Here is a 16254-nt window from a genome sequence, read left to right as displayed (position 1 = left end):
AAAGGTGATCGTCCGGGCAGTCGCGATGGCGGTTGACGCGCCCTGCGTCTCGCGCGTCACGACAAAAGGAGACGACATGCGCTACCGGGTCGGGAGTTTCATCCTGCTGATCTACATCCTGGTCGGCATTTACGTGGCGTGGGTCTACGACTACCTCACGCCCGGCATTCTTCGCGACATCGCCGAGGCCCTTCTTTCGATCTTCCTGTGGTTCCTCGTCCTGCTCGGCGTCGACCTGCATATCGGTAAATAACGCTCATGGAAAAGGCCGCAGACCCGCTGCGGCCTTTTCTCTCTGTACGTCGTCCTCTAGATGAATCCGCCGTGGGCGATGCCCAGCCCGGCGCCGACGAACGACCCCACGATGCCCATGATGTTGAACACCCGCTGGGGCGTGGTCACCGAGATGAACTGGGAGAACAGCCCAGTGAAGAAGCCGACCGCGCCCAGCCACGATGCGGGCACGTGGAGGACCACGACGAACCCGAAGATGAAGGCGAAGACGCCGATCGTGAACACCGAAAGACACAGCGTGTTCTGCAGCCGGTGGGGCCGGCCGTCGGTGTTGAGCGTGAGTTTTCGCGGCTGGCCCGCGACGGGATCCAAGATGTGTGGCATAAGCGCCACCCCCTTCTCCTACCTTCCACCGTTGATTCCCGGACCGGACCGGACACAACCGCGGCCCTGGTAGCCTTGACGGGCTGCGTCTGCTAAGGACGCGCGTCCTCCTGTCACGGCAAGTCGTCGTGGCCGCAGAGTCCAGAGGAGGTTGGATTCCGCATGCGTCGATACGAGATGATGGTCATCCTCGACCCGTCCCTCGATGAGCGCACCGTGCAGCCCTCACTCGACCAGTTCCTCGCCGTCGTCCGCAACGACGGTGGCACCGTGGAGAAGGTCGAAGTCTGGGGCCGTCGCCGGCTGTCCTACGACATCGACAAGAAGTCCGAAGGCATCTACGCCGTCGTCGACCTCTCGGCCGAGCCGGCCACGGTCAAGGAGCTGGACCGTCAGCTCAACCTCAATGAGGGCATTCTTCGTACGAAGGTGCTGCGTCCCGAACTTCACTGACGTTTTGTCGGAGCCTGGCTTTACGCTGGGCGACTAATACGTCGGCGGGATACGAAAGGCTACGACCGATGGCAGCAGGCGACACCACAATCACCATCGTCGGCAACCTTGTCGACGACCCCGAGCTCCGCTTCACGCCCACGGGGCAGGCGGTGGCCCGGTTCCGCATCGCGTCCACTCCGCGGTTCCTCGACAAGCAGACCAACGAGTGGAAAGACGGCGAGGGCCTGTTCCTCACCTGCAACGTCTGGCGTCAGGCGGCGGAGAACTGCGCCGAAAGCCTCACGCGCGGCATGCGGGTGATCGTGCAGGGCCGGCTGCGCCAGCGGTCGTACGAAACCAAGGAAGGCGAGAAGCGCACCGTCTACGAGGTCGAGGTCGACGAAGTCGGCCCCTCGCTGCGCAACGCCACCGCCAAGGTCAACAAGACCGCCCGTCAGGGCGGCGGAGGCGGCGGCGGCTTCGGCGGCCCCGCCAACGACCCCTGGGCCAATGCGTCCCCGGCCCCGTCCGGTGGCGGCGGCTTCCAGGGCGGCGGCGGCGGCGGCGGCGGTTACAGCGGCGGCGGCGGCAGCCCTCAGGGCGGCGGCGGCTTCGGCGGCGACTACAGCGACGAACCGCCTTTCTAATCCATAAGAAAACCGAGCGACCATTCCCGCCTCGCGCGGGGCTCTGAAAGGAGCACCACGATGGCCAAGCCGGCACTGCGCAAGCCCAAGAAGAAGGTTTGCCTGTTCTGCCACGACAAGATCTCCTACGTCGACTACAAGGACACGGGCCTGCTGCGGAAGTTCATTTCCGACCGCGGCAAGATCCGCGCCCGCCGGGTGACGGGCAACTGCACCCAGCACCAGCGCGACGTCGCCACCGCGATCAAGAACGCTCGCGAGATGGCGCTGCTGCCCTACACCTCCACCGCGCGCTAAGAAAGGAGCCTTGGGACAATGAAGCTCATTCTCACCACTGAGGTCTCCGGCCTCGGCGCCCCTGGCGACATCGTCGAGGTCAAGAACGGCTACGGCCGCAACTACCTCATCCCGCGCCAGTACGCGATCCTGTGGACGCGCGGCGCGGAGACCCAGATCGCCTCGATCAAGAAGGCGCGCGACGCCCGCGAGATCCGCGACCTGGGCACCGCCAAGGAGGTCGCCGGTCAGCTGGGCGCCCTCAAGGTCAAGCTGAAGACCAAGGCCGGCGCTTCGGGCCGCCTCTTCGGCTCGATCACCACGGGCGACATCGCCGACGCCGTCAAGGCGGCCGGCGGCCCGACCCTCGACCGCCGTCGCATCGTCATCGACAACGCGATCAAGACCACCGGCACCCACCGGGTCAGCGTCAAGCTGCACCCGGAGGTCGCCGCCGCGGTCGACATCGAGGTCCTGGCCAGCTAATCCCCGGCCCACACGAAGCCCCCTCCGGCCGCGCCGAAGGGGGCTTCGTCGCGTCTGCCACAGGGGTGGGAACCGCTTCGGCGCTTTAGGTCGGGTGGGAGTGCCCGGCTTTGGTGCTCCGGATCAGGTGAGAGTGGTCGGCTGCTGGGCGCCTGGAGGGAGAGAATTGGCTGCCCGTCCGCTCGCCCCACGTGCTGACCCGGGTCGAGGGCTGGCTGAAAGCGGTCAGGTTGCGGGCCGACTCAAAGGGGCGCCTGGAGTGCTGGGCTATTTCCGCACCGAGGGTCCGGTGATCAGCCATTTCGAGCCATAAGCGCGGGTGCCCAGGGTGACCAGACGGGCCGCCATCCACACGCCGATGGCCAGCCACAACCCGGCCAGGCTGCCGGCGACGAAAGCGAAGGGCAGGAAGGCGACCGTGGCCGCCACGGCAGCCCAGGCCAGATAACGCTGGTCGCCGGCGCCGATCAGCACTCCGTCCAGGACGAAGACCACGCCCGCCGCGGGCTGGAGGACGGCCGCGATCCAGATGATCGACGCCAGAGCGGCCGTGACGGCCGTGTCGGCGTCGAACAGGCCGGGGACGAACGGGCCGGCGGCCAGCAGACCGAGGCCGAGGACCACGCCCGAGCCGATGCCCCACAGGATCATCCGCCAGGTCGCCCGCCGCGCCGCCGTCAGCGACCCCGCTCCGAGTTGCCTGCCGATGATGGCCTGGCCGGCGATCGCGATGGCGTCGAGGGCGTAGGCGAGCAGGGCCCAGATCTGGAACATGATGCCGTGGGCGGCCACCTGGGCGGTGCCCATCCGGGCCGCCATCACGGTCGCCACGATGAGCACGACCCGCAGGGAGAGCGTGCGGATGAGGATCGCGATCCCGGCCAGGCCCGACGCCTTGATGCCGGCGAGGTCCGGCCGCAACGACGCGCCCTCCCTGCGCGCGCCCCTGACCACCATGACCAGATAGGTCACCGCCATGAGCGTCTGCGCGGCCGCCGTGCCGGAGGCGGAGCCGGCCAGCCCCCAGCCGAGGCCCAGGACGAACCAGGCGTTCAGCGCAGCGTTCAGGGCGAACCCGCCCACGGAGACGACCAGGGGAGTCACGGTGTCCTGGAGGCCGCGCAGCACGCCCGTACCGGCGAGCACCAGCAGCATGCCCGGAGCGCCGAGCAGGCTGACGCGCAGATAGGTCACCGCGTCGTCGACGATGGCGGGTTCGGCGCCCACGAGGCCGACCAGCCACGGCGCGAGCGGCCAGCAGACCACGACCACGGCGAGGCCGAGGGCCGCCGCCAGCCACAGGCCGTCCATGCCGCCCTGGACGGCCTCCCGTCGCGCCCCCGCCCCGATGCGCCGCGCGACGGCGGCGGTGGTTCCATAGGCGAGGAAGATGCACAGGTTGACGATCGTGGCCAGAATCGTGCCCGCGACACTCAGCGCGCCGAGCGACTCTGTGCCGAGCCGCCCGACGATGGCGTAGTCGGCCAGCAGGAAGAGGGGCTCGGCGACGAGCGCCGCGAACGCGGGGACGGCGAGCCGGAGGATCTCGCGATCGTCGGGGGACATGGAAGTCATTCTGCCGGTCAAGAAAAAACTTCTATCCACAGGGGGTGGATAACATCTCTGCAGTTCAGAACGTTATCCACAGGCATGTGGAAAGGTTATACACAGGCTAATCCCCAAGCTGCCCACACCCTGGAGGCCGTCGTCCACAGGTTGTCCACAGAGTTATCCACAGGCTTACGTTGCTGATGGCGTGTGGTGGCGGGAAACTGTCGGAGGCGTCATCTACAACTGGGGGTGGGTGCGAGCGAGGGGGAGGGCCAAGTGAGCGTCATCGACTTCTCCGGAGGGCCTTCCGAACCGTCCTTCGAACGGACCCCGCCGCACAACATCGAGGCCGAGCAGTCCGTCCTCGGCGGCATGATCCTTTCCAAGGACGCCATCGCCGACGTCGTCGAGGTCCTCCGCGCCGACGACTTCTACCGGCCGGCCCACCAGATCATCTACGAGATCATCACCGACCTCTACGGCCGGGGCGAACCCGCCGACGCCGTCACGGTCTTCAACGACCTCCAGCGCCGCGGCGAGGTCGGCCGCGTGGGCGGCGGCGCCTACCTCCACACCCTGACCGCCGTCGTGCCCACCGCCGCCAACGCGGGCTACTACGCGAAGATCGTGCGCGAACAGGCGGTGCTCCGCCGCCTGATCGAGGCCGGCACCCGCATCGTCTCCTACGGCTACGGCGGCCAGAACGAAGAGGTCGACGACCTGGTCGACCGCGCCCAGGCCGAGATCTACAAGGTCACCGAGCGCAGAACGTCCGAGGACTATCTGCCGCTGAGCGAGATCATGCCCGGCGCCCTCGACGAGATCGAGGCCATCGGCAGCCGGGGTGGCCAGATGGTCGGCGTCCCGACGGGCTTCCAAGACCTCGACGCCCTCACCAACGGCCTCCACCCGGGTCAGATGATCGTCGTCGCCGCCCGTCCCGCCATCGGCAAGGCCCTGGCCCTCGACACGCTCCTGCCCACCCCCACGGGCTGGACCACCATGGGAGAGGTCTCCGTCGGAGACCGTCTGATCGGCTTCGACGGCAAGCCGACCACGGTAGTCGCGGCGACCGAGATCCTCGAAGGCCGACCCTGCTACGAGGTCGAGTTCAGCGACGGCGCGGTCATCGTGGCCGACGCCCAGCACCAGTGGTTCACCCGCTCCCGCCGCGAGCGGCGCAACGGTCTGCCGGGTTCCGTCGTGACGACCGAGCAGATCGTCCAGACCCTCCGTCACACCGCGACTGACCGACGACTCAACCACGCGGTGCCCGTCGCCTCCGCCGTGGTCCTTCCCGAGGCCGAACTGCCGATTCCGCCCTACACGCTGGGGGTCTGGCTGGGCGACGGCAGCAGCGACTCGGCGCAGTACACCAGCGCCGACCCCGAGATCGCCCGGCACATCGAAGCCGAGGGTCTGCGGGTCGTCAGGGCCGGAGACTCCCTGCGCCATCGGATTCAGTTCCCCGAAGCGGCGCCGGTCGAGAGCCGGAACTGCGCGGTGTGCGGCACCTCCTTCGTGCCGCGCACGTCGCAGGTGCGCACCTGCGGCCGATCCTGCGGCGGCCGGGTCAGGTCCCACTCGGCGCCGGTCCCCGAGCCGACCTGTCCCGACTGCGGCGAGCCGTCGACCGGGCTACGTCGATGCCAGGCATGCCACAGCCACCACGGAACCGTGCAGGCCGTGCTCCGCAGCATCGGCGTGCTCAACGACAAGCACATTCCGGCCGCCTATCTGCGCGCTTCGGAGGATCAGCGCCGGGCACTGCTCGCCGGTCTGCTCGACACCGACGGCTACGTCAACAAGACCGGGACCGTCCAGTTCGCCGTCACCAACCGCCGGCTGGCCGAAGGCGCCTGGGAACTGGTGCTCAGCCTCGGTTACAAGGCGACCTGGACCGAGAAGGCCGTACCCGGCCGCAGTGTCGAGTCGTCGACCAGCTACATCATCACCTTCACCCCGGCCGACCCGGTGTTCCGGCTCGATCGTAAGGTCGCTCGCCAGACCGTTCGCGACCACCCGTCGACGCGACTGCGCTACGTCACCGATGTCCGGCCGGTGGCCAGCGTGCCCGTGAGGTGCGTGGAAGTCGACAACGACGACCATCTCTACCTCGCCGGACCGACCTGGATCCCCACCCACAACTCGACCCTGGGGCTCGATTTTGCCCGTTCTGCGGCGATCAAGCACGGTATGACCACCGCGATCTTCTCGCTGGAAATGTCGCGCAACGAGATCACCATGCGTCTGCTCTCGGCCGAGGCCAGGGTCGCGCTCCACGCCATGCGCTCCGGCATGATGAACGACGACGACTGGACCCGCATGGCCCGCCGCATGGGCGAGGTCGCCCAGGCCCCGCTGTTCATCGACGACTCCCCCAACATGTCGATGATGGAGATCCGGGCCAAGTGCCGCCGGCTGAAGCAGCGCAACGACCTCAAGTTCGTGATCGTCGACTACCTCCAGCTGATGAGCTCCCCGAAGCGGACCGAGAGCCGCCAGCAGGAGGTGTCGGAGCTGTCGCGTGCGCTGAAGCTGCTGGCCAAGGAGCTGGAAGTGCCGGTCATCGCGATCTCCCAGCTCAACCGTGGTCCCGAGCAGCGGACCGACAAGCGGCCCCAGGTCAGCGACCTGCGTGAGTCGGGGTCGATCGAGCAGGACGCCGACATGGTCATCCTGCTCCACCGCGAAGACGCCTACGAGCGCGAGTCACCCCGTGCCGGCGAGGCCGACCTGATCGTGGCCAAGCACCGAAACGGCCCGACCGCCACGGTCACCGTCGCCTTCCAGGGCCACTACTCGCGTTTCGTCGACATGGCCAGCCACTGACGCGCGGTCAGACGACCACCCGATAGTGGGTGACCAGGTGCTCGCCGTCGAACACGTGCAGGGCGAACCCCGGCGGTTGTTCGACCGACACCGGCGGCCGGTTCTCGGTCTCGTACGGCGTCAGCCCGGTGCTGACCACGCCCGGTCCGACCAGCAGCGGCAGGCCGGCGAACGTCGTGGCGGCGGCCGTGTGGGCGTGGCCCGACAACACCGCCACCACGTTGGAGTGCCGGCCGAGCACCTCCGCCAGGTCGCTGGGGTTCCGTAGCCCGATGCCGTCGACGTAGGGGCTGTGCAGGGTCGACGCCTGGTGGTGCATGCCGACGAACGCCTTGCCGGGCAGTGTCGAGAGCGTCTCGTCGAGCCACGTCAGCGTCGACTCCTCCAGGCGGCCCTCGGCGCGGCCGGGGATGCTCGAGTCGACCAGGACGATGCTGAACGATCCGACCGACATGACCTGGTTGACGGGGTCCGTTCCGGCGGAGCCGAGCAGCACTTCGCGGAAGGGGCCGCGGGAGTCGTGGTTGCCGGGGCAGATGAGCGTCGGGTGGCGGGTCGTCAGGATCTTGCGGGCCAGCTCGTATTCGGCCGGGGCGCCGTTGTCGGCGATGTCGCCGGTGGCGATCACGGCGTCGACCGCGAGGCCGTCGACGTGGCGCATGACCCGTTCGGCCCGCTCTGTGGCGCGGGGGCCGCCGTCGATGTGGGTGTCGCTGACATGGGCCACGACGATCATCTGGACCTCCTAGGCGAGCCGTTCGACGAGGATACGCGCCCGCGCCAGCTGGACCTTGCGGGCCTCGGAGGCGGCGTAACTGATGATCAGGGAGGGCGCCGACAGATTGAGCACGTCGTCGATGCGGGTCCCGGTTCCTTCGGCGCTGAGGTCGAAGCGGTACGCCATCCGCACCCCGCCCGGGCTCTTCACGTCTCCCCACACGGCGCCGTCATCGGTGAACAGCTCGACCGCGATGCGGTTGTCCCACTTGAGGAAGCCGAAGAAGCGGAAACGTTCGGTGGCGGTGTAGCGGACGACTCCGGGGGCCGACCTGTCGACGTCGTCGACGGCGACCACGATCGGGGAGAGGCCGATGTAGTTCTCCGGGGTCGTCAGATGGTCCAACACGACCTTGGGTTCGACGCCGATGTGAAACGTGTTCTTCAACACCTGAGCCGACACGCTGGGCCTCCGCAGTAGAACGTGATCCTATCTCGCGAATTCTGTCATCACCCGGCGAGTGTGATCGTCGGCGGGGAAGAACGATTCGATGGCCAACTCGGCCACGGTCACGTCAAGGGGCGTGCCGAAGGTCGCCATGATGCTGAAGAAGCGGAGTTCGCCCCTGTCGTGGCGCAGGCGCATCGGGACGAAGATGTCGCCCGGCCCGGGGAACTCGATCTCCGGTTCGGGCTGGTCGCAGGGGTAGCCGCGGAGCTCCTCGTACAGGGAGGTGAGCTCCGGGTCGGCGGTGAAGGCGATCTGGCGGCGCAGGCGGGAGAGCAGGTGGGCGCGCCACTCGCCGTGGTTGGCGATGCGCGGGGCCAGGCCCTCCGGGTGGAGGGAGGCGCGCAGCACGTTGGCGGTCAGGTCGGGGTCGATGCCCTCGGCGAGGAGGGCGAGGCCGGCGTTGGCGTCGACGAGGTTCCAGCGCTGGTCGACGACGACGGCAGGGTAGGGCTCGTGGCCGGTGAGGACCTGCCGGATGGCCGCCTGAATGGCGGCCATCCGGGGGTTGGACAGGGAGGTCTCGCCGTAGACCGGGGCGAAACCGGCTGACAGCAGCAGCCGGTTGCGCTCCCGGAGCGGCAGGTCGAGGCAGTCGGCGATGCGCAGGATCATCTCGCGGCTGGGCCGGGCCCGGCCGGTCTCCAGGAAGCTGATGTGCCGGGTGGAGACGTCGGCGGCGACGGACAGGTCGAGCTGGCTGAGCCGGCGGTTCTCGCGCCATCCGCGGAGCAGGGGGCCGACTGAGGTCATCGTCACACCTCCGAACCTAGGCTCTGACAGGTCATGCGGGCGATTACCCGGCGGGTAATCACAACCAGCGGAAGAACCGGACGGCCACGACCGCGGCGACCGCGCCCCAGCCGGCCATCAGGGCGACGTGCGTCCACTCGGCGCTGCCGGTGGCCAGGACGTCCACGAGCGCGGCGCCGAAGGCCCCCGACGGGGTGAACTCGGAGACGACGCGCAGCGCGTCGGGCATCAGGGCGTGCGGCACCCACATGCCGGCGAAGAACAGCGAGGGGAAGAACACCGCCATGCCGAGGCCCTGGACGATGCGCGAGGTGGGCGCGAAGGCGGCCAGCAGCAGCCCGATGGCGAACGACGACACCATGCCCAGCAGGAGGATGCCGGTGAAGGCGAGGGGCGCCTGGGGGAACGGGACGTCGTACACGAGATTGGCCAGGACCAGCATGAGCACGGTGGTGAACAGCGCCATGGCGAGGTTGAGCACCAGCTGCACGCCGAGCACGGTGACCGGGCTGACCGGCGTGGTCGACATCCGCTTCAGGATGCCGCGCTCCCGATAGGTGACCAGCACGGTCGGGAGCAGCGAGAACGCGCAGGTGAGCACCGAGAGGAGGATCATCATCGCGGGCAGGTGGGTGTCGATCGGCCGCAGGCCGCCGAGCGCGGGGTCGGGCTCGCGGAAGTCGGGGATCGAGCCGCCGAGGATCAGCATCAGGGCGATCGGCAGGCCGACCGCGAAGAAGATCACGGCGGGTTCGCGCAGGTAGAGCTTGGTCTCCACCGAAGTCAGACGGCGGACCTGGGGGGCGGTGACGGCCATGTCGGGCAGAGCTCCTCGTGTGGTGGGGGTGGTGGTCATTCGCCGGTGAGGGCGAGGAAGGCGTCGTCCATCGTGCTGGTCTCGGTCTTGAGGCCGGAGATCGCCGAGTCGGGCAGGGTGGTGACGATCGCGCGCAGCACGTTCTGGTCGCCGGTGACGGTCACCTGGCCGGCCTCGACGGTCACCGAGTGCACCTCGGGCAGCGACTTGAGGCTCTCGACCGGCACGGTCGACCGGAAGGTGACGCGGTGTACGCCGCCCGTCCGGGAGATGAGCCCGGCCGGGGTGTCGACGGCCAGCACGCTGCCGTCGGCGATGACCGCGACGCGGTCGCAGAGGCGTTCGACCTCTTCCATGAAGTGGCTGACCAGCAGCACGGTCACGCCGCGCTCGCGGATCCGGCTGATCAGCTCCCACGTCTCGCGCCGGGCCTGCGGGTCGAGACCGGTGGTCAGCTCGTCCAGGATCGCGATCTTGGGATTGCCGACCAGGGCGAGCGCGATCGACAGGCGCTGGCGCTGGCCGCCCGACAACTTGGCGAAGCCGACCTTCGGGTCGAGCCCGACCTCGTCGAGGAGCTCGGTCACCGAGGCGGGGTTGGCGTAGAAGGAGGCGTACAGGTCGAGGGCCTCGCCGACGCGGAGCTTGTCGGGCATGGTGCTCTCCTGGAGCTGCACCCCGACCTGCTGCTTGAGGTCGGCCGCGACGTGCACGGCGCCGCCGTCGGGCTTGCGCAGGCCGGCCACGCACTCGACGGTCGTGGTCTTGCCGGCGCCGTTGCGGCCGACGATCCCGTAGATCTCGCCCTCTTCCACGGAGAACGAGACGTCCTTGACGGCGATCTTGTCGCCGTACTGCTTGCGCAGGTTCTGAACCGTGATGATTGCCATGCCGAGAACGTTAGAAATCCGCGAGCTCGGAGGTAATGCATCTGGTGACCCACCCGGGGTGGAGGAAACCCCACCCCCCTCGGGCGGCTTCGTGCACTCCCCTCCGAGGCTCCGCGCGGTCACACTGAAACGCATGAAGCAGGTCAGATCGCTCGGTTACGGGCTCGCGCTGTCGGCGTTGGTCATCGTCCAGATCCCGGTGACACTGGTGGCGATCGTCGGCGTGCTGGTGTCGACGGTGGCCGGCATGGTGTTCCTGCTGGAGCCCTCGGTACGCCTGATCCGCTTCATGGCCGGCATCGACCGATCGCTGATCCGCCGCTGGATCGGGGTGGACATCCCCGTCCCCTACCGGCCCCGGCCGCCCGCGCTGGTGCGGGCCCGCGACGGCTACTACCACCACAAGGGCAAGCGCTACCGCACGGCGACCTCGCCGCACATCGACAGGATGCTGGCCTGGGTGATCACCGATCCGGCGACCTGGCGCGAGCTGGTGTGGATCATCATCGACCCGTGGACCCGCTCGGTGCTGGCCTTCGGGCCGACGTTCGTCATCGGCTGGGGCGTCTGGCTGACGTTCTCGGAGGGCCTGTACTGGGGCCTGGCCCTCTCCGTCCTCGCCTTCTTCCTCGCTCCCGTGGCACTGAAGAACTATGGCCTGTACGCCCTGGCCCTGCTCGGCCCCACGGCCAACACCCAGCTGGTCGGGCAGGTCAACAGGCTCAACCAGGTCAGGGCCGATCAACTCGACCTCCAGGCCGCCGAGCTCCGCAGGATCGAGCGTGACCTGCACGACGGGGCCCAGGCGCGCATGGTGGCCGTGGGCATGACGATCGGCGCCGCCGAGCAGCTCCTCGACAACGACCCGGTCGCCGCGAAGGCGCTGCTGGTGAAGGCGAGGGAGTCGTCGGCGACCGCCCTGCAGGAACTCCGGCAGCTGGTCAGGGGCATCCACCCGCCCGTCCTGGCCGAACGCGGGCTCGGCGACGCGCTCCAGGCGCTCGCCCTCGACAGCCCGCTCAAGGTCAAGGTCCACGCCGACCTGCTGGAGCGGCCCGAGTCGCCGGTCGAGTCGGCGGTCTACTTCGCCGTCAGCGAGCTGCTGGCCAACGCGTCGCGGTACGCGTCCAAGGTCACCATCGACATCAGCAGGCGCGGCCGGGCGCTGCGGGTGACGGTGTCCGACGACGGGCCGGGCGGGGCGAAGGCCGTACCGGGAGGGGGACTGGCCGGCATCGAACGGCGGCTGGCGGCCTTCGACGGGGTGCTGGCCCTGTCGAGCCCGCCCGGCGGCGGCACCACGGCGACCATCGAGGTGCTCGACGCGCTTCCCGGCGACGGGGAGACCGAGCCGGTCAACGCGCTGCCGAAGGGCTGGCGCGGCCTGGTCTACGCGCTCTGCTGGAGCTTGTGCTGGTTGCCGCTGTTCCCACAGGGGCTGGTGGCGACGTTCATGCTGATCTTCCAGCCGGACGAGCGGTCGTGGTTCCTGGCCCTCTACATGCCGCCGCCGTTCCAGTGGCCCACGGTCGCGGTCATGATCGCCCTCGGCGCCACCATGCTGGCCACCGGCATCCGGCTCAACCCGACGGTGGCCAAGAATCCGGGCGTATGCTGACCGATCATGAAGGTCGTACTCGCCGAAGACCTCCACCTGCTGCGCGAGGGCCTCGTCCACCTGCTCCGCGCCCACGAGTTCGACGTGGTCGCGGCCGTGGAGTCGGGCCCTGAGCTGCTGCGCGCTCTGGTCACCCACCGCCCCGACGTCGCCGTCGTCGATGTACGGCTCCCGCCCACCTTCACCGACGAAGGGCTCCAGGCCGCACTGGCCGCCCGCAAACAGGTCCCCGGATTACCGGTGCTGGTGCTCTCGCAGCACGTCCAGCAGCTCTACGCCCGCGAACTGCTCGCCGACGGCACCGGCGGCATCGGCTACCTGCTGAAAGACCGCGTCTTCAACACCGACCAGTTCATCGACGCGGTGCGCCGGGTGGCCGGGGGCGGCACCGCGATGGACCCCGACGTGATCGCCAAGCTCATGGTCAGCAACGCCCGCAACGAGCCGATCGCCCGCCTGACCCCGCGCGAACGCGAGGTCCTGGAGCTGATGGCCGAGGGGCGGTCGAACGCCGCGATCGGCCAGCGGCTGTTCCTGAGCGAGAGCGCCGTGGGCAAACACACGGCCAGCATCTTCGGCAAACTCGACCTGGCCCCGAGTGACGACGACAATCGGCGGGTATTGGCGGTTCTGGCATACCTCAATGGCCGCTGAGGCGAGACCGTCGGATTTTGTCGGTAGTGATGGGTAGCGTGTCGTCACTGCCAGTGGTGAGGTCGGAGGTCAACGGTGAAAGTCCAGGTCAACCGCGATGTGCTGGCTGAGGCCGTGGGCTGGTGCGCCCGCATCCTGCCGACCCGTCCGGCGTTGCCCGTGTTGACGGGCCTGCTCCTCGACGCCGCCGGCGACCTGCGCATCTCCGCTTTCGACTACGACGTGTCGGCCAGGGCCGACGTCGACGCCGCGGTCGCCGAGCCGGGGCAGGTGCTGCTGCCCGGCCGGGTGCTCGCCGAGATCGTCCGCAGCCTGCCCGGTGAGGTGGTCGACATCACCACCAGCGGCAGCGAGGCGGTGCTGACCTGCGGCAGCGCCGAGTTCGGGCTGCTGACCATGCCGGCCGACGACTTCCCGACCCTGCCGCCGATGCCGGCCAAGGTCGGCGCGGTCGGCGGCGCGCTGTTCGCCTCGGCCGTGGCCCAGGTCGCGGTGGCCGCCAGCCGCGACAACACGCTGCCGATGCTGACCGCGATCCGCGTCGACGCCGACGGCGTCAACATGACGATGGCGGCGACCGACCGCTACCGCATCGCCGCCCGCGACTTCCTCTGGCACCCCGAGACCGAGGGTGCCTCCCACGGCGCGATGATCCCGGCCAAGGTCCTCGTCGACGTCGCCAAGTCGCTGCGCGTGGGAGAGGTGAGCGTCTGCCTCGGCGGCAACGTCGCCGGCTTCGAAAGCGCCGGCAAGTCGACGACGGTCCGGCTGCTCGACGAGCAGTTCATCGACTACCGATCGAGGCTCGACGGCGACTGGGGCATCACGGCCACGGTCAGCGTGCAGCCGTTCCTCGAAGCGATCCGCCGCGTGGCCCTGGTCGCCGGCGCCCATTCGGCCGTACGTCTGTCGTTCTCCCAGGGCCAGGTGCTGATCCAGGCGGCGGGCGACGAGATCGGCCGGGGCGCCGAGGCGATGCAGGCCGAGCTCGACGGCGACGACATCCTCATCGCCTTCCAGCCCCACTTCCTGCTCGAAGGGCTGGCCGGGGTCGAGACCGAGCAGGCGGTGATCCACCTCGACTCGCCCACCCGCCCGGCGCTGATCACCGACGCGGGTGACGACCCCGCCTTCCGCTACCTCGTGATGTCGCTCCGCATCAACTAGTCGAGCTCGCCCGTCTCGGTGAGGGCGATCAGGATGTGCTCCATGCAGGCGTGCCCGGCGTGCTCGGCCGCCGTGGCGTCGCCCGAGGCGATGGCCCGCAGAATGCCGTCGTGGGGGATGTAGTTCTGCTCCAGCGAGCCGCCGGCCGCCGCGATGCTCGTGCGCAGCGCCGCCGAGAAGTCGACGTAGAGGTCGATCAGCACCCGGTTGTGGGTGGCCTGCACGACCGCGACGTGGAAGGCCAGGTCGGCCTCGACGAACGCGTCGACGTCACCGGAGGCCCAGGCCTGCTCGCGCCGGGTCAGCGCCGCCTGGATGTTGACGATGTCGGCGTCGCTGCGCCGGGTCGCCGCCAGCCGGGCCGCCTCGACCTCGAGGGCACGCCTGACTTCCAGGATCTCCAGCTGCTCGGCCGCCCGGAGCCGCCGCGCCATCGCGCCGGACAACTCACTGATGGCCCGGACATACGTGCCGTCGCCCTGACGGCAGTCGAGCAGCCCCGCGTGGGTCAGCGCCCGCACGGCTTCACGAACCGTGTTACGCCCCACGCCGAGCTGCTCGGCCAATACGGTCTCGGTCGGGATCTTGGCATTCAACTTCCACGAGCCCGAAGTGATCTGCTCCTTGAGCTGGTCGATCACCTGGTCCACGAGAGACGCCCGCTGCGCCGTACGCAGACTCACAACAGTCCGCCTCCTAAGGGGAAACCAGTCATCCCATGAGTCAATGACTGGTCGACCCTAATTATTCCAGAGCTTCCGGCACAAATCCGGTGCTTGACTGGAGGCAGATTCATAACACGAGCCGCGGCTGGCCGAAGGCCCGCCGCGGCTCGTCGTGGCCTACCTGGTCAGCACCGCCGGCGTGACGATGCCCGGCATGTTCGCGTGGACGCCCACCGCTTCGAGCGCCCTGCGGTATGCCTTCGACTGGTCTTCGCGAGACCCCGCCTGCCCCCACAGGTCACCGAGTTCCCGCCAGGTGCGGGCCGCCTCGCGGTCGGGCGCGGGCCCGGTCGCGGAGAGCAGGTCCTGCGCCTTGCGCAGCTCGGCGGTAGCGTTCTGGGACCGTGCCAAATGGACTTCCGCCAGGACGAGGTAGGCAGTCGCGGGAATCGTGCCCCGGATGCCGACCAACTGGTCGAGAGCGCGGTTGGCCAGTTCGGCGGCTCCTTCGGTGTCGCCGGACCGCAGCCGCACCGACGACATCACGATCAGGCTGCGCGCGTGGTCGAGGTGTTCGGCCGGGAAGGCGCCGAGCACCGAACCGGCGGACGCCGCGAGGGCGTTGGCGCGGTCCAGATCGGCGTCTTCGGGGTGAGTAGCTGTGATCTTCGCCCAGGTCATCGCGATGCGGGCCATCCGGACCGCCATGCGCGACGGCCGTCCGGCCGCGATCGCGTCCTCCGCGAGCTGCACCGCGAGCGCCGAGTCCTCCCCTTCTGCGGCGGTCACGCTGGCCTGCCAGAGCGCGAGGATCTCGGTCGTTCGGTCTTCGACCTGCGGCAGCCCATTGGCCACGAGCACGCGGTCGACGAACGGAAGTCCGGTCTCGGTTTCGGCAAGCGCCGCGGCGAGCTCCACGGCGAGTTCGCCCTGGGTCACCCCGAGCGCCTCGACGCGGCTCAACGCGTGTGCACCCAGATCGCGGGCGCGGGCGAGGTCGCCGGCCCGGTGGTAACACCGGCAGAGGGCGACGGTCAGGGGCAGTGCGGCCAGGCGCTCGGGGTGGGCGCCGGCCTCCCGCCGCAGTCGTTCGTAAGCCTCGACGGCCCGGCCGATACGGCCCTGCGCCTCAAGCGCGCGGGCCCGGCCGAGACGGGCGTGGGCGGCGAGCATGGCGTTGTCCTCGCCTGCCGCCTTGACGATGTCGCTGAATCGGTCGGCCGCCATGGCCGGGTCGCCGTGGTGCAGCTCGAGTTCGGCGTGCCGGAGGCCAAGCTCGGTGTCGATCCGCTGACGCGGCTCTATTCCATGAAGGAGGAACTCCGTCGTGCAGCCGAGTCGCTCGGCGAGAAGGCGGGCGACGACGGGCGTCGGCGTTCGCTTCCCCGATTCGATGAGAGAGACGTAGCTGTCGGACAGATCGGGCCCAGCGAGCTGGGCCTGGGACATGCGCCTGCTCAGTCGCAGCGCTCGGACGCGGTCGCCTATGGTTCCCTGACTCGGCATCTGTTCTCTCAGGGCAGGGGATTGGTCAATGGTCCCGCCATGATGGCACGAAGCTGTCGAATCGGGTAACCCTCCCGTCAAGAATCCCGAGGGCGAACTATGTTCGCGCCTCGG

The 16254-nt window shown here is 69.0% G+C and carries 18 protein-coding genes; 9 read left to right on the top strand and 9 right to left on the bottom strand.

Going from position 1 to position 16254, the window contains the following annotated elements; genetic code table 11:
* The first annotated feature begins 4 nt into the window (after positions 1-4).
* The gene (locus AW274_RS40095; protein WP_062340939.1) at positions 5-253 is read left to right on the top strand and encodes a hypothetical protein; all 249 of its coding nucleotides are present in this window, start codon (positions 5-7) and stop codon (positions 251-253) included.
* Between the two features lie 56 nt (positions 254-309).
* On the opposite strand, the gene AW274_RS08515 is transcribed toward AW274_RS40095, so the two are convergent.
* Positions 310-618: a hypothetical protein gene (locus AW274_RS08515; RefSeq protein WP_062430522.1), complete on the bottom strand. Its 309-nt coding sequence runs from the start codon at positions 616-618 to the stop codon at positions 310-312.
* Positions 619-780: 162 nt separating this feature from the next.
* Here AW274_RS08515 and rpsF point away from each other — a divergent pair, with 162 nt between their 5' ends.
* From rpsF to rplI, 4 genes are all read left to right on the top strand, one after another.
* Complete coding sequence (gene rpsF, locus AW274_RS08510; RefSeq protein ID WP_030452633.1) at positions 781-1071, top strand: 30S ribosomal protein S6; 291 nt, start codon at positions 781-783, stop codon at positions 1069-1071.
* Positions 1072-1139: 68 nt separating this feature from the next.
* Positions 1140-1700: a single-stranded DNA-binding protein gene (locus tag AW274_RS08505; protein ID WP_062430521.1), complete on the top strand. Its 561-nt coding sequence runs from the start codon at positions 1140-1142 to the stop codon at positions 1698-1700.
* 60 nt (positions 1701-1760) lie between these two features.
* On the top strand, positions 1761-1997 hold the full coding sequence (rpsR, locus tag AW274_RS08500; protein WP_030452635.1) for a 30S ribosomal protein S18: 237 nt from the start codon (positions 1761-1763) through the stop codon (positions 1995-1997).
* A gap of 18 nt (positions 1998-2015) precedes the next feature.
* Complete coding sequence (rplI, locus tag AW274_RS08495) at positions 2016-2462, top strand: 50S ribosomal protein L9 (protein WP_030452636.1); 447 nt, start codon at positions 2016-2018, stop codon at positions 2460-2462.
* A gap of 267 nt (positions 2463-2729) precedes the next feature.
* Here rplI and AW274_RS08490 read toward each other — a convergent pair whose 3' ends face one another.
* Positions 2730-4028, bottom strand: a complete 1299-nt coding sequence (locus AW274_RS08490; protein WP_232320040.1) for an MATE family efflux transporter — start codon at positions 4026-4028, stop codon at positions 2730-2732.
* 261 nt (positions 4029-4289) lie between these two features.
* Here AW274_RS08490 and dnaB point away from each other — a divergent pair, with 261 nt between their 5' ends.
* The gene (gene dnaB, locus AW274_RS08485; protein ID WP_062430519.1) at positions 4290-6845 is read left to right on the top strand and encodes a replicative DNA helicase; all 2556 of its coding nucleotides are present in this window, start codon (positions 4290-4292) and stop codon (positions 6843-6845) included.
* 7 nt (positions 6846-6852) lie between these two features.
* Here the strand turns inward: dnaB and AW274_RS08480 are convergent, their stop codons facing one another.
* From AW274_RS08480 to AW274_RS08460, 5 genes are read right to left on the bottom strand one after another with little or no spacing between them, the layout of a single operon-like run.
* A complete protein-coding gene (locus AW274_RS08480) occupies positions 6853-7581 on the bottom strand; it encodes a metallophosphoesterase (protein ID WP_062430518.1) in 729 nt (242 codons plus the stop codon).
* 9 nt (positions 7582-7590) lie between these two features.
* Positions 7591-8013: a hypothetical protein gene (locus tag AW274_RS08475; protein WP_062431800.1), complete on the bottom strand. Its 423-nt coding sequence runs from the start codon at positions 8011-8013 to the stop codon at positions 7591-7593.
* A gap of 39 nt (positions 8014-8052) precedes the next feature.
* Positions 8053-8823 carry a helix-turn-helix domain-containing protein gene (locus AW274_RS08470; protein WP_062431798.1) on the bottom strand — a complete coding sequence of 257 codons (771 nt, stop codon included), beginning with the start codon at positions 8821-8823 and terminating at the stop codon, positions 8053-8055.
* A gap of 58 nt (positions 8824-8881) precedes the next feature.
* Positions 8882-9640, bottom strand: a complete 759-nt coding sequence (locus AW274_RS08465) for an ABC transporter permease (protein WP_062430517.1) — start codon at positions 9638-9640, stop codon at positions 8882-8884.
* A 35-nt stretch (positions 9641-9675) separates the two neighbouring features.
* Complete coding sequence (locus AW274_RS08460; RefSeq protein ID WP_062430516.1) at positions 9676-10530, bottom strand: ABC transporter ATP-binding protein; 855 nt, start codon at positions 10528-10530, stop codon at positions 9676-9678.
* A 133-nt stretch (positions 10531-10663) separates the two neighbouring features.
* Here AW274_RS08460 and AW274_RS08455 point away from each other — a divergent pair, with 133 nt between their 5' ends.
* The 3 genes from AW274_RS08455 to dnaN all read left to right on the top strand — a co-directional run bounded on the left by AW274_RS08455 (position 10664) and on the right by dnaN (position 13969).
* Entirely contained in the window at positions 10664-12148 is a 1485-nt protein-coding gene (locus tag AW274_RS08455) for a sensor histidine kinase (RefSeq protein ID WP_062430515.1), read from the top strand.
* Positions 12149-12154: 6 nt separating this feature from the next.
* Positions 12155-12802: a response regulator gene (locus tag AW274_RS08450; RefSeq protein ID WP_062430514.1), complete on the top strand. Its 648-nt coding sequence runs from the start codon at positions 12155-12157 to the stop codon at positions 12800-12802.
* A 75-nt stretch (positions 12803-12877) separates the two neighbouring features.
* Positions 12878-13969, top strand: a complete 1092-nt coding sequence (gene dnaN / locus AW274_RS08445) for a DNA polymerase III subunit beta (protein ID WP_062430513.1) — start codon at positions 12878-12880, stop codon at positions 13967-13969.
* Here dnaN and AW274_RS08440 read toward each other — a convergent pair.
* Both AW274_RS08440 and AW274_RS08435 read right to left on the bottom strand, forming a co-directional pair.
* Positions 13966-14652 carry a FadR/GntR family transcriptional regulator gene (locus AW274_RS08440; protein WP_062340952.1) on the bottom strand — a complete coding sequence of 229 codons (687 nt, stop codon included), beginning with the start codon at positions 14650-14652 and terminating at the stop codon, positions 13966-13968. The genes dnaN and AW274_RS08440 overlap by 4 nt on opposite strands.
* A gap of 159 nt (positions 14653-14811) precedes the next feature.
* Entirely contained in the window at positions 14812-16140 is a 1329-nt protein-coding gene (locus AW274_RS08435; protein WP_062430512.1) for a helix-turn-helix domain-containing protein, read from the bottom strand.
* Positions 16141-16254: the final 114 nt, after the last annotated feature.

Source organism: Herbidospora daliensis, assembly GCF_001570585.1.
GTDB classification, from domain to species: domain Bacteria; phylum Actinomycetota; class Actinomycetes; order Streptosporangiales; family Streptosporangiaceae; genus Herbidospora; species Herbidospora daliensis.
The sequence above is the reverse complement of the archived record's forward strand: the minus strand, read 5'-3'. Positions and strand labels throughout refer to the sequence as shown.